The organism is Rhizobium sp. WYJ-E13, from assembly GCF_018987265.1.
GTDB lineage: Bacteria > Pseudomonadota > Alphaproteobacteria > Rhizobiales > Rhizobiaceae > Rhizobium.
The window spans coordinates 772,530-798,997 of sequence record NZ_CP076854.1 but is presented as its reverse complement, the minus strand read 5'-3'; the positions used below and the strand labels follow the sequence as shown (position 1 = coordinate 798,997).

The following is a 26,468-nucleotide window of genomic DNA, read 5'->3' as shown; positions in this document are numbered from 1 at the left end:
GTCGGATTTCTAATTAACCAATCCGAATAAGCCGGAAACGTCTTCGAATATATTATCAGGTGTTTCATAATATATTCTCCATCAATATATTAATTCCAATTCAATTTCATCATTATTATACTTGTGCAACGCAGCATTTTTGCTGGCCGCCGGCTTTAGCGTGTGCTTGTAGCACACACATACGACACCGGAAAGGAAAGCGGCGTAAAAAACCGAAAAGCCCGGAATCTGGATGGAAAAGTCGACAAGCGCATGTCCCCAAACGAGAATAGTTGCCGCCAAACCCAGCACCGCATAGTGCCTATTGCGCCTTCTGTTGCGATAGCCGCGCCAGAAAATGAAAAGGAGGGCGGCAAGGACAAGCAATGCGACAACTGGAAATATGACCCCAAGCGTCAAAAAGCCTTCGAGATAAGTATTGTGGGCCCGATCAAAGATATTGAAGATACCACAGCGGGAATCCCTATAACCGGAAAATACAGTTCGGAACGTGCCAAATCCAGTGCCAAAGAGCCAGTTGTTGTATGTCGCCCTGACCACATCGGGCCAAATACAGAAGCGAGCATCCTCAAGCCCTTGAATATTTGCGCGTAACATCGCTTTCGACGCAAAAAGAAGAAAAAATCCCGTCCCCAGGCAGGCGGCGGCGATCACGACGGCTACACGAAGCCATCTGGAACCCAGTCGCACGAATGAATTTGGAAATATCCTGAGCCACTGGCTCGCCAGGAAAGGCGTATAGACCAGTATCGCAAAGGCGGTCAGAAAAACCCCGGCGCGTGACTGCGTCAGCATCAAAGCCGCAAAAGTAGCAAGGGATATGAAGCAATAGTAGAGACGTGGTAGCGTCGCATTACTTTGCAACTCAGCCGATGCTTTGTCGGTTTTGAAGAGAAAAGAATCAAATAGCAGCGTGAGCTGCATCAGCAATCCCAAGCCAAAAAAAGTGGCATTAGTGTTCCTGTTCACGAAGGTGGCCGTCAGGCTTTCCTGATAGGCTTTCTTTGTCTCGCCGAGCAGTGTGTCGGGAAGGAACAGGAACTGATAAAGACCATACATCGCCAGGATTCCTGCCGCCGAGGCCAGAAACCTGAGCATCGCTTGGTCATCCTTTGAGCGATCGGCGACGATAAGCCCCGTTAAAAACGTCACAGCGGGCAGCGCTATTTGCAACAGCGCTGCGAGCGTGTCCGCGGGTTCAACGGAGATCGTCTTCGCTGCTGCCGCCATCGTGCGTGCCTTGGCCCATACCAAGTCATCAGAGCGCGTAAAGGGAATCTCAACAGTCTGAAAGAGAATCCAAAGGGCCATGAGCGAAAAAATGGCGAGTGCGGTGCCGAATACCCATTGTCCGCGCTCGGGTGGGCCATAGAGAACAACGGCGACTCCGCCCAATATACACATAAGGATCAAGATCAGCGTTTGAGGCAAAATATCAACCAAGCCGAATGGTACGACCGACAGAACAATCAGGCCGCAGTAAATATAAAGCAGTAAATCTGGAGAAATTCGGAGCGAGGTCATTTGAAATAGAAAATGTGGCAGGTCATGCGCCATGCCTGCACCAACTGGCAGTCCTTTTCAAGGAGTTTTTACTGCAGAGACAACGTAAATTTCACGCCAATAGATAAAAGGAAAATCGCTAAAATTGTAACTATCGATTTAAGCCGATGAACAGCCTTGTTCTGTAGATTGGATCCCATCTCAGGCAAGACAAATTCCAACGAGATGTCAGTTAGTTGCATCCAAAGTGGCGATTTGTCATACACCGAATAGAGGCAACATGTCGGCTCGTAAATTTCTGGCTGCACTCGTCCTGGTTTCTTTAGCAGGTACTCAAGATCTGCAGGCCGGTGTACTGTCTGGTCTCACACGTGATTTGCACGAAACTCCATCGGTCAAATATATCCAGGCAAGAAAAAGGACCATGGCGCCCTTCGCGCATGTTATGTTTTGCGCCCGTCAACCGCAGGAATGTGAGGCGAAGAGTGGCTCAGCCGTTGTGGCACTCAGCGCCTATGCGGACAAGCAGCTGCGCGCGGTCAACGCATCGGTCAATCGCTCGATCGTTCCACGCAATGATGCAAGCGGAAAGATCGCTGACGATGTATGGGAAGTGAACGTCAAAAGCGGCGATTGCGAGGACTTCGCTCTGACTAAACGTGACCATCTTATCGCGATGGGCTGGTCTTCGAAGGCGCTCAGAATCGCGGTGGCAAGAACGCCCTACGGCGAAGGGCACGCGGTTTTGGTGGTGAAAACCAATGTTGGCGACTTAGTGCTAGACAATCGCACCAACGCTATAAAAACTTGGGATAAAACCGATCTGAATTGGGTAATGATCCAATCTGGAGATGATCCGCGGGTTTGGTACGAATTGTAAGAGCTCGATCATTCGATTCTTACTCCAAATCAGTGGCTTGCCAGTTCTTCACGGGCGACTCATTTTTTGATCAACCGCGGCTCCCAAGTCCACACCAAACTGCCAGACGGCGGTCATAAGTATGCCTGCGATCAATGGAGCCATTATGACTACCATCGATTCAACAGCCTCTAGTTTTCCTGATAGTAATTAGAATAACGGCTATAATAGTACTCACTTGAGCCGTGAGATCTGTAGAGCTTTATTTTCTCCAGATCGACTTTGTTAAGGATTACGCCTGCGCATCGCTTCCTTATCTCGGGTTGTTCAGCCATTATCGATTGCACAATCCGGCGCGAGGTCTTACCCCATTCTACTACCAGCAATACCGTGTCGAGTAGATGGCTGACTGCACGCGCATCGACGACAGGCCCAAGCGGGGGAAGATCTAGGATAATATAATCGAATCTCTTTGCGGCCTCGCTCAGGAGGTTGGCCATTGTCGCCGAAGCCAATACATCTGAGGAGTGCGGCACCCGATATTTGACCACAGCCGGCAGAAACGAAAGGGCAGTTGCCGGGTCGGTCAAAATGAGGTCATCCAAAGACCTGTCTTGAAGCAACGCCTCCAACAGTCCATTGGCTGCATGCTGCCCAAGGGCTCTCGTCGCGCCAGGATTTCTGAGGTCGCCATCGATGAGAAGTGTTCGGGCTCCTTGGTTTGAAAGGAGTTGTGCGAAATTGATGGCAAGCGTTGATTTCCCTTCGGACGGCAAGCAGGAGACCACACCGATGATCTTTGTCTGCCGCATGGGATTCTCGATATCCGCCGCCACCTTTGCATTGCGAAGCGTTTCAGCAAAAGCGGACAAAGGATGTTCAACGACATATTCATTGAGCCCGCTGATCCTTCGAACGTGTTGAGCGGACTGCTCCGAAGAAACCTTGAATTCTTCGGCAACCACCTTCGGAACATGCCCCAGATACTCAAGCCCCAGAATCTCTCGCACTTGGTCGCCTGTACGGAAGAAGCGATCACGGAATTCGCGAAAGGCCCCAATAGTGCTTCCCGCAGCAAGCCCAAGGAAAATCGCCACTGCTAAAACCAGTGGTTTTTTTGGTGCGCTTGGTTTGTTTGGGGTTTGCGCTCGGGTAATTACCCTGGCATCGGTTATGGGAAATGACTGTTGTTGTACCGCCTCTTGGAAACGGGTCAGGAAACTTTGGTATAGGTTTCGATACGAGTCCGCCTTGCGCTCGAGTTCGCGCAATTCGACCTGTGTTTCTCCAGCGGCAGCGCTAACCTGAGTTGCTCTTGTGACACTGTTCTCTAGTGATTTCTGCCTCGTCTGCGCGACGTCTAAATCGCTTTTATAGCTCTCAGCGATACGATTAAGTTCGTCGAACATCTGACGCTTATATTCTTCCATTTCGGCTTTAAGCCGAACCACCTGTTCATGGTTCGGCCCAAGACGGGCTGAAATCTCTGCCGCGAGCTTCGAATCTTCGAGATACTTCTTGCGAATGTCGTTCGACGGGGAATTGTCGAGTACATCGGTCACGATTGCGTCCATCTGACCGGAATCGATGATTTTACGGATGCGGTCAAACTTCGCCTGAGCGCGCGCAGTGTCTGCCTGCGCTTTAATGAGATTGCTGCTGAGCTCAGAAAGTTGCTGATCCGTCAGCAAATTTCCGTCCGTTGCAACAAGACCGTTGTCGGCCCTGAATTTTTGTACGGCCAAATCGGATTCAAGAGCTTTTTGCTTGAGCTCATCAATACGCTCCTGCAGCCAACCGCTTGCACGGCTCGTCGCTTCAAATTTTGAATTTAGCTTATCTACCAAATATGCATCAGCAATAGCATTCGCTATATCCGCTGCCTGGTCTGGCGAGCGCGACGTATACCCGATCGACAGCGCATATGATTTTCCAACGCGCTCGACGTCCATATTGTTGTTCAGCCGGCCGGCCGCAGCTTGTCGCCGATCTTCCGCAGCCGTCACCAGGTCCGCGCTGGCAAACCAAGAGTTGAAATTCAGGATTGATTTTAAGAGCTGCGTGGACGAAAAATCCGAAGCCATGAAGTCCGGATCATCGGCAAGCTTAAGATTGTCAACGACCGCGAGCGCGATTGTGTCAGATTGAAAAAGCTGAATTTCGCTCAGCAACGCGGTTTCGTCGTCTATCGGCGCACCCAGCGACGATAGTTGATTTATCAGTTCCGAATTGCCCCGATCGATCAAAACGCTGGTCGACGCAGTAAAATATGGAGCAGTAGTCAAAAGATAGACGACCGCTAATATGGCAAAAAACGCGACACAAATCCCAACGACACGCCATTGGCGGCGCGCTATCGCGAAAAGCTTCTCAAAATCGATCCTTTCGGATTGATCATCCATTTGAGATACCGCCAACACGGTAGGTGAATTCGGCGAAAGCATCCAGCCTCCTGTACAGCAATGTCGATGACAAACTTAGCGTGGGCTCATTTCAAGGCAGCGGCATCTACGGCGTACGACAAATCTCGCTAACAACCAATGACTTTTCGTATTCCTTGCGCCGTTATTGAACGATCTCGCTCGCCGGACCACTACCCAATAACGGATCGAAGATAGTCTACAAGTTTCGCCGCTGGCGCGGTGGTCAGGCCTAATTCCATCGTTTCAGTTGGAGGGCCAGTAATGAGCTCGCCCAATTCTGTTTCCGTATAGGCGACACGTATTCCCGGTCTCCCGTCAAGTTGACCAGCGGTCGCCAATTGGTGGTCATTCCTGTGTTCACCAAATGCGGCGCGCCGGGGAAACAAAATGATCGGCTTCTTGAACCTCTTGGCTGCAAGAACTGTCCCGGTTCCTGCATGGGACACAATCAATGATGTCCTCGCAAATACGCCGTCCATTTCCAGTGGTGCGATCGTCTCCACCCACTCGAAATTGCGGGGCTTGTATTCACCTTTCCCGATCTGAGCGAACATGGGAGTAGAAATGTTCGGAGCCATTTCGTCCAATGCCCTAACAAGGCGATCGAACGGCAATTGCGTGCCGACCGTAATCAAGATCAAAGTACCGCTCCCGCAAAATGAGGTCCGGATGGGCGAGCCAGATGTTGCCATTGGGTAAGCCACGTTGTTGCTACAAAACCGGCCAACTTTCCGGACATCGACAGCTCTTCGGCGTTGGCGATGCTATCTATCCAGATCGTTTTCTTGCCCATGATCCGCGCGGCCAGCAAGCAGAACAAGCCGGGAGCCGCGCCCGTCGAAATGACGACATCTGCCCTAGATCGAAAGACTAGGCTAAACGCTGAAAAAAAACAGCGGACAGACATCCAGACATCATTCCTGTTGCAATCAGGAAGGCAATAGCCGCCCGTGATGGAATATTTTTGCAAGAGCTCGGGAATGGTCGTCGCGAATACGACGTCCGCCTCATCGAATGCCCCGCGCAGAGCAATAAGCTCATCCCAATGGCCGCCGCCTGATGACACGGCAAGAACTTTGCGATTTTGGTTCGACTCGTATGTGCTTGCGCTCATCGTTATCGCCTTTTCGTTTTCAGGATGATTGGAGAGCAAGTTAGTGGCAGAGAGGCAACCATAATCGGCCATACCAGCGAAGGAGAAAGCATCATTGCGGCCTCTGTGAGACCACCAATAGCAATAAGAAACAGGATCACAGCCTCCTTCGATTGCGCCGCTCTCATCTGAATGGTGCTTTGCGTCATAACTGTCTTTAGGTACACGCGCGACAACACATAAACTGTCCACAACACTGTCGCCGGAACCCCAATACTCAGAGCAAGTTCCAGGTATGAATTGTGCGTAGACTTCGCCTCAAAGGTAACGTGGACATATTCTTTCACAATATCCGGCTGGCGAAACGTCGAAAATCCATACCCCAGAAAAGGACGCTCGTAGACGAGCGGTAACAACTGATCCCAGATATTCGAGCGGCCCGAAAACGTCAGATCCTTGCCAAAAGCACTTGCGATAGCTTCGGCAACGCCGAGATAGGCCAGAGACCCCAACAAGCCAAGCAAGATGCAAAAAAGAAGGACGAAAAGAGATTTTACGGTGATGTTTCCGACCGCGCTAATTGCTCTCAAACCAACGAGCATCGATGTGCCAACGCCAATCATCACAATGGCCGTCGACGATCGCGCTAAAACAACGAGGAGGACCGTCAGCAGAAGAGCTGCGTTACGAATTAGCATCTCGTAACTCAACCTCCTAAGCGGCGATTTCATATCCAGTATGATTATAAATGCGATAGCGCAGAACTGCCCCAACTCGTTCTTGTGATAAAAAAGCCCCTTGACCATACCGTCGTAGTCATTTCCCGACATTATCGCGAACTGAGGAAACGCGAAGGTGTAAAGGACGTTGGCGAAGATCGCGACAATGCAAAAATTTCTGGCCAATCTGAGTGTTTCAACGCTGCCGTATCTTAGACGAAACAGCAGAGGTGGCAGAGTAAGGACGGTTACGGCTACCATCCCTTTCAAAGAGGCGGATAGTTGAACAGACTGAGCTGCTGATGCAAGGCACAGCACAATGATTATCGTTAACAACGGCGGGATGCGCCGGAGGTAGGCAATAAACCGGTGCGGTTCAATGAGAGAATAAACAGCTATCAGTGGGATCAAGCTATAAAGAATGATCTGGTGGGGCAGAATATTTCCCGTACTGCCGTCGTTAAAGTTCGCAGGCAGGCCATACCACATGCCGGTACCTCGCCATAAAGCGATGTAGAACATTGCCGACAGAAGGATATAAACAAAAAGCTCCTTTCTGATCGCAAACCGCGAGATGGCGGCACCTCGTCGGGCGATCATCTGCGAGCTGTTATGGTATGGCGTATCTATGCTCATTACATTGTCGCCTAGCTAGCGGCCGAAGATTGAGCCTCTTTTGGTGGCTGATATTCCTGATAGAAATGACCAAACAGACCGGTCACAACGCCAGCCCCCCGCAGCAAATGCGTGAGCGCTCGCATACCGAGATAGGGCGATACCGCCAGTGTCGGCAACATGGCCACACCTAACCCGGTCCGAGTGATGCCGTATATCAGCCGGTAGAGCCGCTGTTTGCGATTTCCGTGCAACACCTCGCTCACCGCAAAGGTATTGCCAAGCCGGTACTGCCGCTGAAGCACCCACTTCCACGTCATCCGTTTCAGCGGAATAATATCATAGACCATCGCGCGCTCGGTCCAAACGATTTTCATCCCGAGTTTTACTGCCTGATTGAAGAAAAGGTAGTCTGTGCCCCCGGTATTCAGCATCTTTTCTTCAAAGCGAAGGTTCCACGATTTCACCAACTTGTAGTCAAACATGACATTGTTGGAAGCGGCATAATCAATGCGTCCGCCTTCCTGGTTCCGAGCGCTTTCAAATACGCGCGCCTTGACCCAGTATTCCGGTGCATTTTCCGGATAGACCGGCACGACGTAACCGTAAACGCAATCAGCTTTCTGCCTGAGGCAGGTATCCAGCATCGCATCCATCCAGCCCTCGGTTGCCCATTCGTCATCATCCAGAAAACAAAAATAGTCAGGATCCAGCAACTCGCCGGTTTCCGGCGAGGGTTGCGGCGCCTTATCCATGGCGTGATTGCGCGCGACGGGAATACCTTGGCGGGGTTCGACTGCATAAACGATATCGAAGACCCCTTTCGTGTCGAAACCTTCCACGATGTCGCGGCTGCTTTCGGTCGCATCGTTATCAACGACCAAAACCGTCATATGGTAAGGTCGGGCGGGGTGCCGCTCCTGGCGTGTCAACGAATCCAGAAGCTTTACGATGCCTTCCGGCCGCCGATATGTCAGCACAGCAACGGTTATACGCCAGACCTTGTTGTCAGCTGACTGCTTTGCGTCCATCTCATGTCCGGTTATCATTGCGGTAGCCTTTCAGTTTTCTGATCAGACGTTTGCGGGCGGCAGCCATCGCGATCTGCGATACTGCAGATTGCCCAAACGGACTATCGGCCAGAGCGCGCTGGGCCTCTGTTCGGAGCTGCGTGAATGGCGTGCCGGCCTCAGCAATACCTCCGGCTATCAGGCCTTTACCAAGGGCATGAAGCCCGGTGTAACGACGGGCCAATTCCAGGCCCGTGGCAATCATGATCTTGGGACGCAGGCTGCTCGCCCTGGATGTGCCAGTATACCGATTTGCCTGATGAATTCTCTGAAAGGTGAGCGGCGTCGAGACAATGGCACCCCGGCCGAGATAGACCGCCGCAAATTTCAGATAATTATCGCTCAACACGACATCCTTGGCCGTCTTCATCGGCAGGATCTGTTCAATAAGACCTCGTCGAAAGCTCAAACCGGACGTCGGTACCGGGATTGATGGATAATGTCCTCGACGGATCGCGTCACGCTGATCGTACATCTGGATCTCCAGGTCTTCTGACGGCCCCTCCCCCTCTATTGTCGTCACCCGATCGAAACACCAGTCCAGAGAGTCACGATCATACAGCCGGGCAATCTGACGAAGCTTTCCAGAGAGAAATGCATCATCGGAATCGAGCAAAAAGATAATCTCTCCACTCGCAGCGGCAAAGCCTGCATTGAAGCTCGAGGCTTGGCCGCCATTCTCTTTCAATACCGGCACAATTTGCGAGCCGTACGACGAAATGATGTCACGCGAGTCGTCCGTCGAACCGTCATCAACCACGACGATTTCAAGTTCAGCGTAATTCTGTACGAGAACGCTATCGATACAGGCACGCAAGTAGCGCCCGTAATTGTAGTTGTTGATAAGTACCGAGATTTTCATCATGAGCCTCTCATTTGCTAATGACAGGCTTGGTCGAAGCTTTGGCGATGGCGCCTCGAACCTGGTTAAACAAGCGCAATGCGGTACGCGGAGAAACCGATCCCGATATGGCAGCGATCGTTATCCATTTGATCGACCTATAAGCGCCCAGACGTGCAAAGGCAGGCGCTTGTCGTGCCAGAAATGCGCGATAAGCATTATTTCCTATATCGCCCCGGATGGTGTCTAGCCACGCAAGTGACCTGTCAAGGCGTTCAGGCGACAGGCTGACCCTGTCAGGACGATCATCCACACGCCAGATTGTCAAATGTTGGGGCACGTGCAGGAAGCGATATCCGCGCCGCTGAGCCCTGATCAGGAAATCCCAGTCCTGATGGATTCTGAGATCATCTCGAAAGCGTACAGCCCTCGCAACGCCTGCCGGCATCAGCCAAGAACTGGTCTGAACATGCGCCTGAGACCAGTTCAGAAATATGTAATCACCTATTTTCTGATCGGGCTGAAGCGGCATGTTGTTGAGCAGAGTTTGCGTCCGGCCGTCGTCGATGATGAGGTTCGTAAACGAGATCGTTTTATCGTCCGATCTGGTCAATAATGCGCTCAACTGAATTTCAAGCTTGCTCTTGGACCACTCGTCATCTGAATCTAGAAAGGCAACAAACGCACCCTTTGCATTATCGATACCAGTGTTGCGCGCGACCCCTCCCCCGCGATTTTGGCCAAGTGCTATCACCCGCAGCCGCGGATCTTCGATCTGCTTCAGGACTTCCAGAGTGTTGTCGGCAGATGCGTCATCGACGACAACTATTTCGATATTGTCGTAAGTCTGGGATAGGACCGATTTTACGGCCACCAAAGTCTTGGCAGCACGATTATAGGTCGGAATAACCACTGATATAAGCGCTTGCTCTGTCACGTGCCAACCCGCCTCTTATTTGTTGGTCAGTACGCTTTTCAGGCGCATGAGTGCACGGCGAGACTGCGGCAACTCGCCGCCGGGCACGGATAGACGGATAGCAAGCTTGGTGGCGTCAGTCAGGCGCACGCGTGAATCGCTCCAGCGTTGACGCAAGCCTTTTGCCGAAAGAAGTAACCCTGCCCCCAGACCTTTCAGTGTGCCAACATACAACCCTCGCTTCACACCGACCAAAATCGCAAGAAAAACGTTGAGGAACGCGCCTGATATTTTAAAATTATACTTGAACGCCAAATATACCACATTTCTGACGTGGTAATATATCCTGCCATCTGACCAAGAAACTCTTCTTTCGGCGGAAACTTTATGCCTAATACAAATGGCTGGCTGATAAATAATCTTCTGTCCCTGGTTCATGAGACGGTAGGCAAGATCAACCTCCTCATGCAGAAAGAACAGAACATCATCATATTCCCCAGCCTTCTCGAAAGTCGACCTGCGAAGAATGTGGCCCGCGCCAACAAAACGGGCTGTTTCGAAAGAACGATCTGACCAACTTTGGATGGGATGGGGAAAGGGCCAGCTACTTCTGTCGTCGACGCCTTCATCATATGTGACGATTCTGAAAGCCATCGCGGCGGCGCCCTCGTCACGCTCCATCAACTCCACAGCTCTCGCGGCCTGCTTATCGTCCATAAAGACTGCATCATTATCCAAGGCAATGATGTACGGGGCCGATCCAAGCCTCGATGCCTGATTGCGGCCGCCAGGCACCCCGCTGTTGTGTTCGTTCGCGACCAGCTTCACATTGGGATATTGCGCGCAGAATGCTGTCAATTTCTTCAGGCCATCGGCCTGAGAGCCTTGATCAACAACCTGAACGTGGACCGAGACATCGACTTGCTCAAGCGCACTGCGTATTGCCTCGATAGTATCATCTATTCTGTCCCAAGACAGGATAATGATATCAACTTCAGAAAGAGCATTAGCCGACATTTCCGCTCCTGTTGTTTGACATGACCAAAGACCGCCTTCCCAGGAACCTCTTAACGACTCCTACGATCTCCGCCTCGACCGTAGCATTCGGTCGTCCCGCGAAGATCCAAAGAAGCGCATGGGAAGAACAATAGATCAATGCACCGACAGCGGACATGACGAAGAGTGCCAACGTGGCGGTGTGGCTGCTATCGACCAGCGGGAGCGTCGCCTTTGTTGCAAGTACACTGAGCACCATTGCAACACCGCTGACCCAGCTACGCCAAGTGACGATGAGCTGATCCCAAATTCTCAAACCCGTCAACGAGCGCACAAGATAGAAATTGACAACGGATACCAACAGGCCGCCTGAAACTACACGTGCCACCAACAATCCTGTCATTCCAAAGAAGTACAACCCAATAAAAACAATCGGCACCCGCAGCACGAGAAGAACAATACCTCGATTGAAGAGATTTCGAGTAGCGCCAACTGCGTATGCAAGTGCATTTGCTGGACCAAACACAATCTGAATGCCCAAGACTGGCGCGATAAATTCAATAACTCGCGCAGCTACGGACCAGTTCGGTCCCAGCATCAGGTATACAAACGGTTCTGCAACAAGCGCCAAGCCCACGCCAAGCGGCATACCTATTGCGAAGAACGACGCCTGACTTTTCTGGTAAGCCTGCCGTAGCCGAGCGTTATCGTGAGTCATTTTCGCGAAACTGGGAAAAAGAACACGTTCTAACGGTTGAGCAGCGGACTGAGTAATCATCGCCGAAATGTTGTTGCCGACGTTGTAAGCGCCAAACGTAGATATTCCAAGCAAGCCACCGGCAAGGAAATTATCAAACCGGCTGCCGATAACGGATACAAACTGATTGAACGTCAGCCAAATTGAAAAATCCAAGATCTTTCGCCATGATGCGAAAGAGATGCTCGGGCGATAGGGTGCATAGATATACGAAACAACGATGCCCGAGCACGAGGCTGCCACCGCGCCGGCAACAATCGCCCAATAGCTATTGGTTGCCAATGCCAGCACAACGGAAACAAGCAACTGCGCCGTGTATTCCATCGCCTCCGAAAAAGCGACCGTTTTGAAGTCAAGCTCTTTCGAGTATTTGATGAAATGCGGGCTCTTCAGGCCATTCAAAAGAGGCCGCGACGATAGACCAAGACACACACCGATCAGGCGCGGATCGTTGTAGATGTCCGCCATCACGAAACCGCTGATAATCATTACGATCGCCAAACCCGCACCGCGGAGAGCGCTCAACGTAAAAGCCGTATCGAAATCCTGCTTGTCTGCGTCTTTATGATGAATAAGCGCGTTGGCGAGCGAGAGATCTGTAACTGTGGTAAGAATAGTCAGCAATGTGGTTCCGAGCGCGACAAGGCCGAAATCCGCTGGCAAAAGAATTCGGGCGAGGACAATGATCATCGCCAAGTTTACGACACGGCTATAGAAGACGCCCGTCAACAACCAAATAGACGCGAGAACAGTCTTGCGCCCAACGGATCCTGTTTCAGATTTTGACGACAATTCGCTCATCCCACTTCACGCGTACCATCTAGTTTTCCCGATGCGGCAAATTAAACATTGCGCGACGTTCAAGCAGACCGGAAACCTCGCGAAGGAACCGTTCGCATCACGCCACCACGCTCCACCGCGAATTATGCAAAGTGCTCCGAGGTGCGGCCAATGGCATCTCGCATTTGCTCAAGCCTCATGTCGAAGACCCGGTCGGGGCTCAAGAAAGGGTTCTTGGCCTTGACGACATTCAATGCACGAGTACAGCTTTTGATCGTCATAGGATCTGTAAACCTTCGAACCTTCCCTGCCACCCTACGAAGAAGTTTTGTTTTCTCGTCAATGTACCAAATATTCTGACTGCTTCCGAAGCGATGGTTCAGGTAGCCTTTGAGTGCCTGCGGAGTTTGATCGCCTTCCAAACTCCGATGCCCCACGATTCCGGACTTTCTCAAATTGCCTTTATAAGCCGAGAAGCGAAGCCTGCTGTCTAACGTAGGGAACGGAATCTCAACCGGTTGGTATTCAACCGACATCGACCTTGCCCAGTCCCTCCACTTAAACTCATCAACTTGTGGGTTGAGTACGACTGGGATCCAAGGGATACGCAAAGTGTCCGCGACAATTGCGCCATGCATCGCTTCGGTTACCACCAGCTGGGCGGTTCCATAATGCTTCAATACAGTCAGCGTATCTTGTTGGGGACTGACATAGACCATTCCCGCATCTTCGACTGCTTGTTGAAGTTCCGGACCATCGATCGAAGAGCGGTGCGGCATAAATAGTATTTTGTCTTGCTTTTCCGATTTCGGAACAAGATCGGTTGTGTCAGCAAGCAATATTGCACCATCCGTAACGCCAAGATCCGGCCGTTCGAGAATAGCAGCACTAAAAGGGCCCCTGACGGCAGCGATATACCAATCCGACATATTGCTCGGAGGCGTCCCATAAGAGATACCTGTTCCAACTACAGCAACACGCTTGGGGCCGCCTACATATTTCTCTAATCTCTCGCTCGTAAGAATACTGCCGATACCGACCAGAATGATATCATCCCGTGAAAGTAAACTTGCAGGGAGGACTCGTTGCCAAATATATTCATTAAGATCGTCGCCAAAATTCTTTTGCGGATCTCTGTAATAAAATATCTCGATCATATCGCGCGCCCCCGACGCAGAACCATAGATTTTATGAATTTTTTTAAATCGCGGACAATAAGCGGCAATAGAACCCGCGAACCTCCAATGTTCATTGTCAAGAATTTGAGCTTTTCGATGAAGATATTCCCAACCTCAATTGATCTATACCGTCTTTCTATCTGAAGTCTCTCAAGACTCACTTTTCTCATCCACATATGCTGACGGACATTAGGAAAAGACGAGAACTTTTCATCATTACACAGGTCATTTGCGACACGTATTTGCTTCGAGTAATCTATTTCTGTTCGGCTAAGACCAGAATTTCTCGTCGTGTAGGCATATCCAGGATATCGGGACAGGTAAAAGATCGCACCACTTGAGAGCACATCCAGATAGAATACAAAATCTTCTCCATGCCTGAGATCGGTCGGATACTTCAGACCTCGTTCCTCAAGAAATTGTCGGCGGAACATTGGCTTCAAAAGCCCATAGTCGGCTTCGTCTGCATATGGCCTCGATCTTTCGACGAAAACTTCCAGTGTGATCAGTTCACTCTCCGGAGACGTTTTCAAAGCGGGCTTTCCCATTTCGTCAGCCGCCAGGTCGAAGTAAAGAAAATTATCGGCGACGATATCTGCATTGTTTTCCCTGGCGAAGTTAAGCATTCGGAAAAGTCTGCCTGGCAAGTAAGCGTCATCAGCGTCAAGGACGGCTACCCAGTCACTGGTCGCAGCTTCAAATCCAGCATTTCTAGCTTTGCTAGGGCCACCATTCTTCGAAAGCGAAATAACGCGCACGCGATCATCCAACTTCGCAATAGCGTTTAGAACATTCAATGTTTCGTCTTTGGAGCAATCGTCCACGACAATTACCTCCAGGCTCACACCTTGTTGTGATAATGCAGAGTCAATTGCCCGCCGAACAAAGGACGCACATTGGAACGCTGCAATAACAACAGATATCTCGGGCTTATCAACGGGTTGAGACATGGTGAACTTCTATCTTTGAGACAACTCGCATCATTCAACGCCCGCCTTTGAGGCGAGTATGAGAAGCGTATCCATCAGCAAGCGAGCCTGTGTTTTCTCATTATACTCTTGCTCGACAATCAAACGGCCCATCCTACCCATTTCGATGAGACGCTCCGGTTGGCCCCCTAGGCGCTCCATCGCTGCGGACAAGGCATCTACGTCGCGCTCCCCGACAAGAATTCCAGAAAGCTCGTCCTTCACCAGCTCCGGGATTCCGCTATGCCAAGTGCTAATTACAGGCAATCCCATCGCCATCGCTTCCATAATCGAAACGGGGATCCCTTCCATGTCACCATTGCCCGCAACGACGCTCGGCAGGACGAAGATATGCGAACGATCCAGCAGCGCCCTCACCTCATGATGTGGCAACGCTCCATGCATTACGACCTTCCCATCAAGCGACGGGGCTGTTGAGAGCGAATGGATTGCAGGGAGTTCCGGACCGTCTCCGATTATATCAAGCGAAACGTTGAGATCTGGACGCCGCTCGACCAGGGCCTTGAAGGCTTGAATGGTGAAATAGTGCCCTTTCTTCTCGGTCATCCGACCAACAGTAACAAACCTCACCGGCTCAACGGGATCGGCGGTACGGGGTTTGTACTCGAAGGCATCGCAGTCGACACCGAGTCGGATCGTGGTCACTTTTTTCGGCGGCGCACCAAGATCGAGCAGGCGACGATGCCAATAGTCACTTATCGCAATCAGCAAATCGGCTTGTTCGAACAGCGTAGAATAAGGATTTTCCTGCTTTTCAGCTATGTATTGGGTGATGTCGTAACCATGAAACACCGTTGTCAGGGGTGATTTGATCAACCCGCGCTTCTTCAAATTGGCTATCACTCTGCCAGCCGGGCCAAAATGGCAGTGAATAACACTTGACGCATAGGGCTCTCGCTGCAGCTTCGCAGCAATCGCCAGCTTCAATGACACTGGGACGGAGGTGTCATTACCATTTGCGGCAGAAAGAACTTTAGGAAATAGAGTAATGTCATTGAGGAGTAATCGAGATGCGACCTTCAACGCCTGCGATGATCTGCGCAACCGGCTGGACCGCAGCGAACTGTCGACAATCGTGTCGACCTTATCGCCGAATCCATACTTGCCTGGCAAATCAGAATGAGCGCCGGTTGGCTGCCTGCACGCGAGGACACTGACATCTGCGCCAAGTTCCGCGACGCTTCGCATTTCATTAAACACGAAAGTCTGGCTCAGTTCGGGAAAAGACAAAGAAAAATAAACGATCGAAGCACGCTTTGATTGGTCCGAGCGCTCAGTCTCAATTATTTGTCTATGATGGTTCATATTTTTCTCTCACCCGACATCGGAGGACAACAATGAAGAGGAAACCTTCTTCTTCGTGCCGATCAAAAATCCCGTGCCCAACATCAATTTATGGGCTCGTCGACAGCCATGCGTCCGTAACGTGAAATAATCTTGATATCGCTTCTAATAATTTTGGCAGGATTGCCGACCACGAGCGACCGCGGAGGCACGCTCTTCGTTACAACAGCGCCGGAGCCGATAACACACTCGTCACCGATCTCAACTCCCGGCAAAATGATGCTTCTCGCACCGATGAAGCACCTCTTGCCGATCCGTGTGTCAAGAAAAAGACCACGTGTAAGATCGTGGGTCAGTATTGCGGCTTCAAACGCAACGTAAGTCTCTTCTCCAATATGCATGCCCTTCGGATTCGTCTTGTCGAAACGCACACTTAAGGAAAAGCTGGCGGTCGGATGGATATCCATGCCCCAGAATTTTGTGTAGTAGAGCCACTTCAATTTGACGATCGCATTGCGCCATCGACGAAATGAATAGAGACCCCATTTAGGCTGTTTTCCATTCTTAGCCATCACGCGCGCCTCGCCGCCGCATACTCATCGAGTACCGCGTCGTAATAGTCTTCAAGCAGCCGGGTCTGATAGAGGATGTCGAATTTTTCCGAGACCATCGCCGAGGCTCGAACGCTGAAAGCACTCCACATATCCGCATCGTTCAAGAGGCGCCCTATCGCATTCGACATGCCGGTGGTGTCTCGTTCTGCAACAAGAAAACCTGTTGCGCCATCTTCGACAGCCTCGCCGACCCCCCCTGAACGAAAGGCGACGACCGGCGTCCCGACAGCCTGAGCTTCCAAATTTGCGAGACCGAAAGCCTCTGCATGACCATTTTCCAAAGTCACACTCCCATGTAGATAGAGTTCGGCTTCGGCAAGCAGATTTCTTATGTGCAACTGCGAAAGGTTTTCATAAATCGTCACCTTTGGCAAGCTTTTGCGCGCCAAAGCCTCGATTTCCCCCCTTAATGGGCCGTCTCCAACCATGACGAATTCGATCGAATTACCTTGCGCTGCAGCATGAGACAGCGCCTCAATCATGTAGCGGTGCCCCTTGTACTCAATGAAGCGCGCAACCGAGACAACCAAGCCCTTGCGCCGTTTCGTGGGCGAGCCTTTGAACATCGTCAGGTCCAAGCCGATGTAGTGGCGCAATATTCGTTGTTCCGGAAAGCCGATCTCCAGCAACCGCTCGCGAATGAAGTCGGATACCGCGATATTCCAGCCGTTCCAGCCCGCCATCTGTTTGCGCCCATGCGAGAAGAAACGCACCTGGTTGAAGCCACCCGGTCCTTTAGGATCACCGGTGTATGTCGCATCAAAGCCATGAAAAGTCGTGATGAGTGGTAGTCTGGCAGCTTGTGCCAACGGCCCGATCACGTAACCATTCTTACCGAAATGGGCGTGGATGAGGTCCGCTTTTTTCGTGACCGGAAAAAGTGCTGGGATACCAATCCGAGGAATTTTCAAGAACAGTTCCCCGGCACGCATGCGGGGCGAACTTCTGATATCTTGGACCTCTACTTTCGCCTGCTGGGTATGGGCAGAGCTAACCCTTTCTCCTGCGAGAATTGTTGCATTATAGTTCCTGAAGGATTGCGCTTGATTGATAATGAACGACTGACTTGGAGGCAAAAAAGTTTCGACGTAGATGGCGACATTTTTCACGATAAACTTCCGGATGTTGCTGCTGGGCGGGTTTATAGACTGTTCAGGGCAGCCGTGAGACCCTCTACTGTACTTCTAGGTTCGTTATTGTCGTCATAGAGGTTAATGTACTTGCGGCATGCACCGACTGGCTTCGGCTCCAGCTCTCCGTACCTCTCGGCCAGACCCCAGACCGTTACACCCTTCAAGTTGGCGCTTTCCGCTACAGTCGTGACGAAAGACTCGAAGATTTTGCCGTAATCGGCTTCGTTGAACTTCTTGTCTGCATAGGTGAAGCGGCAAGAAGCATCGAGTTCCGTGATGAATACGGAAAGGCCCATATCCTTCAGTTCTCCACAGAACCGTGCAACAGCTGCCTCATCGAGCTTATCGATGCCCGGGCGAAAGTGCCCCTGGAGTCCAACTGCGTGAATCGGCGCACCCTTTGCGAGTTGCGCCTCTATCAGTTTCAGCAGCAAAATACGTCGTTGTTCAAAATTCGAGCCTACCTTTTCCAGATGAGCTTCATTGAGAACAAGGACCGCGTCTGGATCGGCCTCATGGGCGGCCAAGAAACTCTCTGTTACGTAGTCGTCTCCCAGCAGATTTTGAATTGTCCAAGAGCGCATCTCCGCCGTATCATATTCCATCGGCTCATTGACGACGTCCCAGGCATCGACTCGACCCTTGAAATGATCGACGACAGCGCGGACATGGCGCAACATAACTTTGCGGGCTTCCGCTGCATCTTTAATCTTCGATACCCAAGAGGGAACGTTCTTCCACACGAGCGTGTGACCATAGCTCTTCATGCCTTCAGCTTCCGCAAAGGCGACAATGGCATCCGCTTGACCGAAGGTAAATTTGCCGGGGGAGCGTTCAGTCCCTACCCATTTCATTGAATTTCGGGCGGTCAGTGAATTGCAATGTGTCCTATAGAGATCTTTGAGCCATTCGTCCTGTAGGTTCTGGTAGTCGATGGCACTGCCGAATCGAAAGCCTTTCCTGTCCGCCAGGTTTCTCAGAGAATCTTCAACTTGCGCGGATGCCTCATTGAGATATCCGTAGCTCATCAGGCCGACAGTTGCGCCAGCAGCAGCTTTCAGAAGCTCGCGTCTATACATTTGCAAAATCTCCGATGACTGCAATTCTGCTTCAAATTGCCATTGAATGAAGGAGTTCACGTCTCCGACAAGCGATAGTTCGAACGATGGCGACTACTGTTTGCACACTGAGTCCGAAATGCGATCGACGAGCTCGGGAATGATGATCCGCGCTGCAGCCTCCGGCTTTGGATGCGCACCGTCCGGTATTGCCTGCCCGCGCTCCGCAGGCGAAAGCTGCATCCAGAGACCACGAAAATCTACAAACTCCAGGTGTCTATTTTGCGCCTCCTGCTTGTGTGCCTCGATATAATCATCAACGAAAGGTCGGACGACTCCGCGAATCCCGGAAAAGGGGTTCATGGCCATGGCAATGATCCGGGCGTCGGGAAGCCTCTTGTGCAGTTCATCGAGAATATACGCCATGTTCTTTCGGCTGGCGGCCACGGAGACGAAACGATGGAGCGTCGCATCATTCGCATAAAACTCGATCAAAACGATGTCTGGCTTCTCCCTCACGACGCTGTCCAGATGCGCTTTCGCCCAATATGACGTGGCGCCGCTCATTGCGACTTTCGTCACCTTGACCTCTCGGTTCAGACAGGACGATAGCTGTTTCTGCAGGGCGGGTTGCCAACCGCCGATGTCCGTCAAAGACGTTCCGAAGCTTACGATCTTTAGTTCCGAAGCGGACGCCATCACGTCATGAGCACCGAACATAATTGCGACACCTAACAATATGCTGCGCATCTGATCCGCCGCTCCTGTTGCTCAATCATCGGTTTTTATCTGCGACCAAGCTGGGCGAGCTATGCGTTTTCTCCTCGGCCTAGCGGCTACGGCTACCCATTTCACTATTCAACAGGTTAACGTGTCAGAAACGCGAAACAATGGCAGCGCTGGATTTTTTTGCACTGCACACAGGCAAATCGCCGTCGGCGGCGAAATATTCCGCCGCCTCGTAGGTGGCGGCTTACTCAAGCAACCGTTTGATTTTTTGGAAAATTTGACGAAGGGGCACCAGATTTGCTGCAACCAGAAGAGCCCGAATTTAATAAATCGCCCGGAAAAGGCCGTTTCCGGTGGTATATTGAAAATCTAAAGTGTGTCGTGTAGCTGTTGCGCTGCACGACGAATTTTTTCCTCAAACGGGCGATACGGTTTGAAATAGTGCCATGGTTGCTCAGATGGAGGTAAGATTGCTCTCGCCCGAAAAAGCGATTCCGAACAGCGATTACGAACCGACCGGCGACACTCAGGAAGAGTTTATCGATTTCGAAAAACTGTTCTCGATCGCACGGCGGCAATGGCTGGTTGTGGCGGTTTCGGTATTCGTCTTCCTGCTATTTGGCATCGCCTATCTTCTCACCGCCGTCCCGCAATTTACTGCGACGACAAGCGTGCTGATCGATCGCGGTAACAGCGAGATTTTGAATCAACTGGCGAATATGGGCGTTCAAGTTGATGATGATGGCGCTATTCTGAGCGAAGTCGAGCTTTTTAAATCTGACACGGTTGGACTAGCCGTCGTTGATAAACTCAACTTGCTCGATAACCCGGTTTTCATGTCGGCCCCACCGTCGCTTTCACGCATGATAAGATCAGCGGTCGATTTTCGACGATGGTTTTCGGACGACGGCGGCGGCGCCGTTGATCAAGACCTGCGACGCATAAAAGCTGCCACCAACGTCGCAAACAACATGGATGTTGAAAGGACGGGCAAATCCTACGCCCTGTCGATCAGTTATACATCAACTTCACCAGAACTCGCAGCCAATATCGCTGATTCGATTGCGAATGCGTATCTTCTGGATAAGCTGAATTCAAAGTACGATGCGACCAGAAGAGCCAGTGATTGGTTACAGAAACGAATTGATGAACTCAGACAAAAAGCGCTGGATTCAGATCTGGCCGTTCAGAAATTCCGGTCCGAGCATGGGCTTGTCGCTGTGTCGACAAATGGCAGTTCATTGCTGCTCAGCGATCAACAGTTAACCGAACTCAACAGTGCCCTCATAACGGCGCAGTCGGATACTGCGAAGGCCCAGGCAAGATATGACCGCGTGAAGGCAATCATTGACTCTGGCAAAACGGACGCAATCGTCACTGATGTGCTGGATAGTTCCATCTCGAACGACCTTCGCAAAAAGTATCTCGAAGCTTCCAAGTTCGAATCGGAACTGGAGGCGCGTCTTGGCCCAGACCATATACAGGCGGTAAGATTGCGCGGTGAGATGGCGGAATACAAACGGCTGATGTTCGAAGAGCTGAATCGCATCGCCGAGAGTTACCAGAGCGAACTGGAAGTAGCCCAAACACGCGAGAAATCGTTAGCAGACAGCGTGGCGCATGCGACAGGCATTTCCAGTGCAGCGAACGAAACACAGGTGCAGCTACGCGAACTGGAGCGCAACGCGGATACATATAAGAACCTCTACCAGACGTTCTTGACACGTTTCCAGGAAGCAACTCAGCAGCAGTCATTCCCAATCACTGAATCTCGCATCATCACGAAGGCCCAAATTCCCACGCGTCCAAGCTCTCCGAAGAAGCCTTTGATAATCGCACTGGCGATCTTCGCTGGGGCAGCGTTTGGAGGCGGCATCGGGGCCTATCGAGAATTCCGTGACAGGTTCTTCCGCACGGGTGAGCAGGTCAGAGATGAGCTGGGTATGGAGTATATAGGCCATGTTCCGCTCATGTCTGAGACAGAGCTCGCCCCCCCGCCTGCCACTTCCGGCTCTCCACGCGACTTGAGCGATGTGAGTTTAGCGACGCGGTATGTAGTCAATCATCCACTTTCGGCCTTCGCCGAAACGCTCAGAAGCGCCAAGCTTGCTGTCGATATGGCCAACCCCGGGAAGAGGTGCAAAATCATCGGCATCATTTCGAGCTTGCCCGGCGAGGGAAAATCGACCGTTTCGATCAATTTCGCGCAACTGTTGGCGATGCAGGGATCTCGGACGCTTCTAGTAGATGGCGACCTGCGCAACCCCGGCGCAACCCGCGCAATAGGCAGGCATGCCGAAAACGGGATTATCGAAACGCTTCTCGATAAAAAACCAATCAGAGATTCAGTCCTTGTCGACAGCAAGACGAAGCTCGCCTTTGTCGCAGCGGTTGTCAAACGCCGCATTCCTCACTCATCTGACTTGCTGTCGTCGCCACTAATGGCAAACCTCCTAGAGGAGATGAGCGGCTTTTTCGATTATATCGTGATCGACCTGCCACCGCTTGGCCCTGTGGTGGATGCCAAGGCTGTTGGGCCGATGCTTGACGCGTCGCTCGCCGTCATCGAATGGGGCCATACGTCCCGACGGGTCGTTCGATCGACGTTCGGCAGCCACCCGGAATTGATACAGAAATGCCTTGGCGTAATACTGAACAAAGTCGATACGGCCAAACTGAAACTCTACCATTCATATGGCTCAGGCGAGTACTACTACAGCCGTTACTCGGCCTACTACCACGAAGCGTAAGACCGCTTTCCAACTGGACTCTGAAATGCATTATGCGGCGAAATTCGCCGCATAATTTTTGATCAGGCATATTCCGCAAAGAATTTACCGATCGCCTCTATTTCATTCGGCCGGATATCGTGACCGCCCGAATGCCATTCCAACAGCACTTCCGCCTGCTGGGCCCCGAAATAGTCGGAAAGCGCTTCGGTCAACGCGACCGGGGAGATCGGGTCGCGCTGGCCTGCCGTGATCAAGACCCTTCGACCGCCGAGATCGGGATTGGCGCGCGGCCGAAAAGGGATGAGCGGATGGAGCAGTGCTGCTGCGTCGAACAGGCCCTTTTCGATCAATATGTTCGCCAGAATGTTGGCGCCGTTCGAGAAGCCGAGCCCGAGAATTTCGGAGGCGTCGTGTGTCGCCGCCAGATCCCGGACATAGTCAGTCATCTTCGCAGTCGCCCGCGCGAGGTCGGCCAAGTCATAGACCCCTTCACCCGTGCGCTTGAAAAAACGGGCTGCCCCATATTCGGAAACATCGCCGCGCGGCGAAACGATTGTTGCTTCCGGCAGCAGTCGCCTGCCGAAGTCGAAGAACTGGTTCTCGTCGCCGCCGGTTCCGTGAAGCACGAAAAGGATGGGCTTGCCGGGCGCACCGGCATGCAGCCGGTGCACATAACCATTGTCAGTCATTGTCCTGCCTCCGCTTAGGCTTCAAGTGGCTGCAGATGCTGCTCGATAAGGGCGCGCAGATGAGCATGCTGTTGCGGCAACTTCAACGCCTCGCCGAGATGAGCCGTATCCTCGTCGCGGTCGAAACCTGGTTCGTTGGTTGCGATCTCGAACAACACGCCGCCGGGCGTGCGGAAATAGATCGCCCAGAAGTAATCGCGATCAATGACCGGGGTGACCTGATAGCCCGTATCCATCAGCGCCTTGCGCACCTCGAGCTGCTTTTCGCGGTTTTCGACGGCGAAGGCGACATGGTGGACAGAACCGGCGCCCGGGAGCGCACGAGCGATATTGGGCATGGTTTCGAGATCGACGAGATGCGCACCGTTGCCGCCGGGAATGACGAACCGCTTGACCCCGTCTTGTTCCTCCTGAACCTCATAACCCATGAACTTCAGGAGTTCGGCGGTGGCGCCATCATCCTTCAGCCGCATGGCGACCGAGTGGAAGCCTCTGATAGCCTGATCCTCGCTGATGCCGCCATGTGTCCAGGGAGCGCGGGTATCGTCCTTGACTTCGACGAGCGCGAAACCATCCCCGTCAGGGCCAGCAAAATTCAGGCGCTTTTCACCGAAGGTTTCCTCGGCTTTCAAACCGCCGACATTGAGTTTCGTCAGCCGATCGCTCCAGAACCCGAGCGAGCCCTGCGGAACCGAGTAGACCGTAGTGCCGACTTCACCGGTACCCGGGCGCCCCTGCGGCATCTTCGGGAACGGGAAGTAGGTCATGATCGTGCCCGGAGAACCGGTCTCGTCGCCGTAATAGAGGTGATACACGTCGGGAGCGTCGAAATTGACGGTCTTCTTGACGCGGCGCAGGCCCAGCGCATTGGTGAAGAACTGGTTGTTGGTGCGGGCGTCCTCCGCCATCGATGTGACGTGGTGCAGACCCTTGATTTGATCGAGCATTTGAGACCTCTTTCTGCCCGCATCGGGCGGGCTTTCGATGGGTCATAAATGAGCTCTTCCACCCGTTTCTCATAGACCGGCAAGCCGACACGCATTGTCTTCATTTTGTGAACGACAATGCGGAAGCGTTCATGGATTGGTGGGAAGCTGCCAGTCGATCGGCTCCCGACCGTGCGATTGCAGAAATGCATTCGCCTTGGAGAAATGCCGAGATCCGAAAAAACCGTTATGGGCCGAAAGCGGCGACGGATGCGGCGCCTTCAGCACCAAATGCCGCCTTGCATCGACAAAAGCCGCCTTCTTTTGAGCGTAAGAACCCCAGAGCATGAAAACGGCAGCGTCGCACTCATCGTTCACCTTGCGAATAACGGCGTCGGTAAACCGCTCCCAGCCCTTGCCCTGATGCGAGGCAGCCTGCGCCTCCTCCACAGTCAGCACGCTGTTGAGCAGCAGCACTCCCTGCTGAGCCCAATGTTCCAGGAAGCCGTGCCGCGCCGGCAGAATGCCGAGATCCGTCTCCATTTCCTTATAGATGTTGACGAGCGACGGTGGAATGCGCACGCCAGGCCGCACACTGAAACACAGCCCATGTGCCTGCCCCACACCGTGATACGGATCCTGTCCAAGGATCACGACCTTGACCTTCGCAAGCGGGGTCAGGTCGAGCGCGCGGAAATATTCACTGCCCTTGGGGAAAATCCGCCGTCCGAGTTCCTTCTGCTCCAGCAGGAAGGTCTTAAGCTGCTGCATATAAGGACTTGCGAACTCACCGGCGAGAGCCGCCTTCCAGCTCTCTTCTAGAGTAACCGACGTCTCGTTCACGACGCAAACCTCCGGGATCAACGCTCTTGATGTAGGACAGCGGTTCTAGCAAAAGTGTCTATACCCGCAATACGCAACGCTTGCAGCGGAATATTTTCAGTCTCGCAAAGGCGAGCAATCGTCATAAATCTGAAATTCAATAACATTAGCAAAAGCTCTGGTAACGACGCGTAAATGATGGCAATACTTAGTTATGCCGCCCGCCGGTTTAACTATGTCCTAATTTTGCTGTTTACCCAAGCAAATCAGCACAGTAGAAACGGTTGTTCACAACGCGAGGGTGTTTCGCATGAAGTTTGGGACAAGCGGCCTTCGCGGTCTGTCAGCGGATCTCAAAGGACGCTCATCGGCGCTCTATGCCACGGCTTTCGGCAAATATTTGCTACAGAGCAAGAAAGCAGAACAGGGCGATGTCATCCTGATCGGGCGTGACTACCGCGACTCCAGCCCGGAGATCGCCGGCAATTGCGCCGGTGCACTGTCAAGCCTCGGATTCAAGATTCTCGACTGCGGTACCGTTCCGACGCCGGCACTTGCACTTTATGGCATCGAGAGAAAGGCCGCATGCCTGATGATAACGGGTTCGCACATTCCAGCGGACCGCAACGGCATCAAGTTCTACCGTCCTGACGGCGAGATCGACAAAGCAGACGAAGCTGCCATTACCCGGTTTGCTGCCGAAATCGAAGCCTCCGGCGAAGCTGTCGTCAGCGCGCCCGCCACCTGCGAGGATCACTCTGCGCCGTGCCTGCAGTTCTTCTTCGAGCGCAATACGGCCCTCTTGCCTGAAGCCGCACTAGCCGGCATGAAGATCGGCGTCTATCAGCACAGCACCGTCGCCCGAGACCTGATGGTCGATATCCTCGCCTATTACGGTGCCGAGGTCGTCGCCCTTGGTCGGTCCGAAACCTTCATTCCCGTCGACACCGAAGCCGTTTCCGAAGAGACGATCGCCCTCCTGAAGGGCTGGGCTTCAACGCGTGGCCTTGATGCGATTGTTTCCACCGATGGCGATGGCGATCGTCCACTGGTTGCCGACGAGACCGGAATGCCGTTGCGCGGCGATCTTCTCGGGTTGATCGCGGCCAACTTCCTGGGCGCCGGGATCGTCGTCACGCCAGTCACCTCCAATTCCGGCATTGAAGCGGCCGGGCCCTTCAGCGTCATCCGCACTCGCGTCGGCTCCCCTTTCGTGATTGCCGGCATGGAAGAAGCGGTTGCCGCTGGCAAGGATCTCGTCATGGGCTTCGAGGCGAATGGTGGGATGCTGACGGCAACGCCTTTCGATATTAACGGCCGTAACGTGCGGGCATTGCCGACACGTGATTGTTTCCTGCCGATGCTGGCGACGCTTTCGCTTGCTGCGATCCGCAGGGAGCCGCTTTCGGCCGTTGCAGCCTCCTATAAGCTGCCCTTCGCCGCGGCCGACCGCCTTGAGAATTTCCCGGTCGAAACCAGCGCAGCCTTGATGAACTACCTGCGAGCATCCGATGCCAATCTTGCGGAGTTCCTGCACCCTATCGGGGAAGTTGGCTCGAAAAGCGATATTGACGGTTTGCGCGTGACGCTGCGTGATGGCCGCATCATACATTTCCGTCCGTCCGGCAACGCGCCGGAAATGCGGTGTTACGTAGAAGCCGAGGGCGAGACAGCCGCCTCAGACCTATTGAACGCCGGACTAACCCGAATTAAGCGCTGGGCAGAAGCCCGCTAAGCATGCG

Annotated in this window: 23 protein-coding genes; 3 read left to right on the top strand and 20 right to left on the bottom strand. The window is 52.6% G+C overall.

Features of this window, described 5'->3' with window-relative positions; all coding sequences use genetic code 11:
- Positions 1 to 81: 81 nt before the first annotated feature.
- Positions 82 to 1,557 carry an O-antigen ligase gene (locus KQ933_RS25190; protein WP_216760538.1) on the bottom strand — a complete coding sequence of 492 codons (1,476 nt, stop codon included), beginning with the start codon at positions 1,555 to 1,557 and terminating at the stop codon, positions 82 to 84.
- A 226-nt stretch (positions 1,558 to 1,783) separates the two neighbouring features.
- On the opposite strand from KQ933_RS25190, the gene KQ933_RS25185 reads away from it, so the two are divergent.
- A complete protein-coding gene (locus KQ933_RS25185) occupies positions 1,784 to 2,383 on the top strand; it encodes a transglutaminase-like cysteine peptidase (RefSeq protein ID WP_216760537.1) in 600 nt (199 codons plus the stop codon).
- Between the two features lie 170 nt (positions 2,384 to 2,553).
- On the opposite strand, the gene KQ933_RS25180 is transcribed toward KQ933_RS25185, so the two are convergent.
- From KQ933_RS25180 to KQ933_RS25105, 16 genes are all read right to left on the bottom strand, one after another.
- The gene (locus KQ933_RS25180; protein WP_216760536.1) at positions 2,554 to 4,806 is read right to left on the bottom strand and encodes a polysaccharide biosynthesis tyrosine autokinase; all 2,253 of its coding nucleotides are present in this window, start codon (positions 4,804 to 4,806) and stop codon (positions 2,554 to 2,556) included.
- 149 nt (positions 4,807 to 4,955) lie between these two features.
- Positions 4,956 to 5,426 carry a glycosyltransferase gene (locus tag KQ933_RS25175; protein ID WP_216760535.1) on the bottom strand — a complete coding sequence of 157 codons (471 nt, stop codon included), beginning with the start codon at positions 5,424 to 5,426 and terminating at the stop codon, positions 4,956 to 4,958.
- Positions 5,423 to 5,899: a glucuronosyltransferase gene (locus KQ933_RS25170; protein ID WP_216760534.1), complete on the bottom strand. Its 477-nt coding sequence runs from the start codon at positions 5,897 to 5,899 to the stop codon at positions 5,423 to 5,425. The genes KQ933_RS25175 and KQ933_RS25170 overlap by 4 nt, the downstream gene beginning before the upstream one ends.
- 2 nt (positions 5,900 to 5,901) lie before the next feature.
- Positions 5,902 to 7,233: an O-antigen ligase family protein gene (locus tag KQ933_RS25165; RefSeq protein ID WP_253958416.1), complete on the bottom strand. Its 1,332-nt coding sequence runs from the start codon at positions 7,231 to 7,233 to the stop codon at positions 5,902 to 5,904.
- An 11-nt stretch (positions 7,234 to 7,244) separates the two neighbouring features.
- Positions 7,245 to 8,243: a glycosyltransferase gene (locus KQ933_RS25160; protein WP_253958415.1), complete on the bottom strand. Its 999-nt coding sequence runs from the start codon at positions 8,241 to 8,243 to the stop codon at positions 7,245 to 7,247.
- 1 nt (position 8,244) lies between these two features.
- On the bottom strand, positions 8,245 to 9,144 hold the full coding sequence (locus KQ933_RS25155; protein WP_216760804.1) for a glycosyltransferase family 2 protein: 900 nt from the start codon (positions 9,142 to 9,144) through the stop codon (positions 8,245 to 8,247).
- 10 nt (positions 9,145 to 9,154) lie between these two features.
- On the bottom strand, positions 9,155 to 10,060 hold the full coding sequence (locus KQ933_RS25150; RefSeq protein WP_216760532.1) for a glycosyltransferase family 2 protein: 906 nt from the start codon (positions 10,058 to 10,060) through the stop codon (positions 9,155 to 9,157).
- A gap of 15 nt (positions 10,061 to 10,075) precedes the next feature.
- Positions 10,076 to 11,056: a glycosyltransferase family 2 protein gene (locus KQ933_RS25145; protein WP_216760531.1), complete on the bottom strand. Its 981-nt coding sequence runs from the start codon at positions 11,054 to 11,056 to the stop codon at positions 10,076 to 10,078.
- Entirely contained in the window at positions 11,046 to 12,593 is a 1,548-nt protein-coding gene (locus KQ933_RS25140; RefSeq protein WP_216760530.1) for a lipopolysaccharide biosynthesis protein, read from the bottom strand. The genes KQ933_RS25145 and KQ933_RS25140 overlap by 11 nt, the downstream gene beginning before the upstream one ends.
- Positions 12,594 to 12,715: 122 nt before the next feature.
- Positions 12,716 to 13,729 (bottom strand): polysaccharide pyruvyl transferase family protein, encoded by a 1,014-nt coding sequence (locus KQ933_RS25135; RefSeq protein WP_216760529.1) that lies wholly within the window; start codon positions 13,727 to 13,729, stop codon positions 12,716 to 12,718.
- Entirely contained in the window at positions 13,726 to 14,700 is a 975-nt protein-coding gene (locus KQ933_RS25130; protein ID WP_216760528.1) for a glycosyltransferase family 2 protein, read from the bottom strand. The genes KQ933_RS25135 and KQ933_RS25130 overlap by 4 nt, the downstream gene beginning before the upstream one ends.
- Positions 14,701 to 14,730: 30 nt before the next feature.
- Entirely contained in the window at positions 14,731 to 16,044 is a 1,314-nt protein-coding gene (locus KQ933_RS25125) for a glycosyltransferase (RefSeq protein WP_216760527.1), read from the bottom strand.
- An 83-nt stretch (positions 16,045 to 16,127) separates the two neighbouring features.
- The gene (locus tag KQ933_RS25120) at positions 16,128 to 16,595 is read right to left on the bottom strand and encodes a DapH/DapD/GlmU-related protein (protein WP_216760803.1); all 468 of its coding nucleotides are present in this window, start codon (positions 16,593 to 16,595) and stop codon (positions 16,128 to 16,130) included.
- The gene (locus KQ933_RS25115; RefSeq protein ID WP_216760526.1) at positions 16,595 to 17,746 is read right to left on the bottom strand and encodes a glycosyltransferase; all 1,152 of its coding nucleotides are present in this window, start codon (positions 17,744 to 17,746) and stop codon (positions 16,595 to 16,597) included. The genes KQ933_RS25120 and KQ933_RS25115 overlap by 1 nt, the downstream gene beginning before the upstream one ends.
- 32 nt (positions 17,747 to 17,778) lie before the next feature.
- Complete coding sequence (locus tag KQ933_RS25110; RefSeq protein ID WP_253958414.1) at positions 17,779 to 18,909, bottom strand: endo-1,4-beta-xylanase; 1,131 nt, start codon at positions 18,907 to 18,909, stop codon at positions 17,779 to 17,781.
- 33 nt (positions 18,910 to 18,942) lie between these two features.
- Positions 18,943 to 19,548, bottom strand: coding sequence for an SGNH/GDSL hydrolase family protein (locus KQ933_RS25105; RefSeq protein WP_253958426.1), 606 nt, complete (start codon positions 19,546 to 19,548; stop codon positions 18,943 to 18,945).
- A gap of 479 nt (positions 19,549 to 20,027) precedes the next feature.
- Here KQ933_RS25105 and KQ933_RS25100 point away from each other — a divergent pair, with 479 nt between their 5' ends.
- Positions 20,028 to 22,307: a polysaccharide biosynthesis tyrosine autokinase gene (locus KQ933_RS25100; protein ID WP_216760524.1), complete on the top strand. Its 2,280-nt coding sequence runs from the start codon at positions 20,028 to 20,030 to the stop codon at positions 22,305 to 22,307.
- A gap of 62 nt (positions 22,308 to 22,369) precedes the next feature.
- On the opposite strand, the gene KQ933_RS25095 is transcribed toward KQ933_RS25100, so the two are convergent.
- The 3 genes from KQ933_RS25095 to ung all read right to left on the bottom strand — a co-directional run bounded on the left by KQ933_RS25095 (position 22,370) and on the right by ung (position 24,747).
- Positions 22,370 to 22,978 (bottom strand): alpha/beta hydrolase, encoded by a 609-nt coding sequence (locus tag KQ933_RS25095; protein WP_216760523.1) that lies wholly within the window; start codon positions 22,976 to 22,978, stop codon positions 22,370 to 22,372.
- 14 nt (positions 22,979 to 22,992) lie between these two features.
- A complete protein-coding gene (locus KQ933_RS25090; RefSeq protein WP_216760522.1) occupies positions 22,993 to 23,925 on the bottom strand; it encodes a VOC family protein in 933 nt (310 codons plus the stop codon).
- Between the two features lie 129 nt (positions 23,926 to 24,054).
- Positions 24,055 to 24,747: a uracil-DNA glycosylase gene (gene ung / locus KQ933_RS25085; protein ID WP_216760521.1), complete on the bottom strand. Its 693-nt coding sequence runs from the start codon at positions 24,745 to 24,747 to the stop codon at positions 24,055 to 24,057.
- Between the two features lie 289 nt (positions 24,748 to 25,036).
- Between ung and KQ933_RS25080 the strand changes: the two genes are divergently transcribed.
- Complete coding sequence (locus KQ933_RS25080) at positions 25,037 to 26,461, top strand: phosphomannomutase (RefSeq protein ID WP_216760520.1); 1,425 nt, start codon at positions 25,037 to 25,039, stop codon at positions 26,459 to 26,461.
- Positions 26,462 to 26,468: the final 7 nt, after the last annotated feature.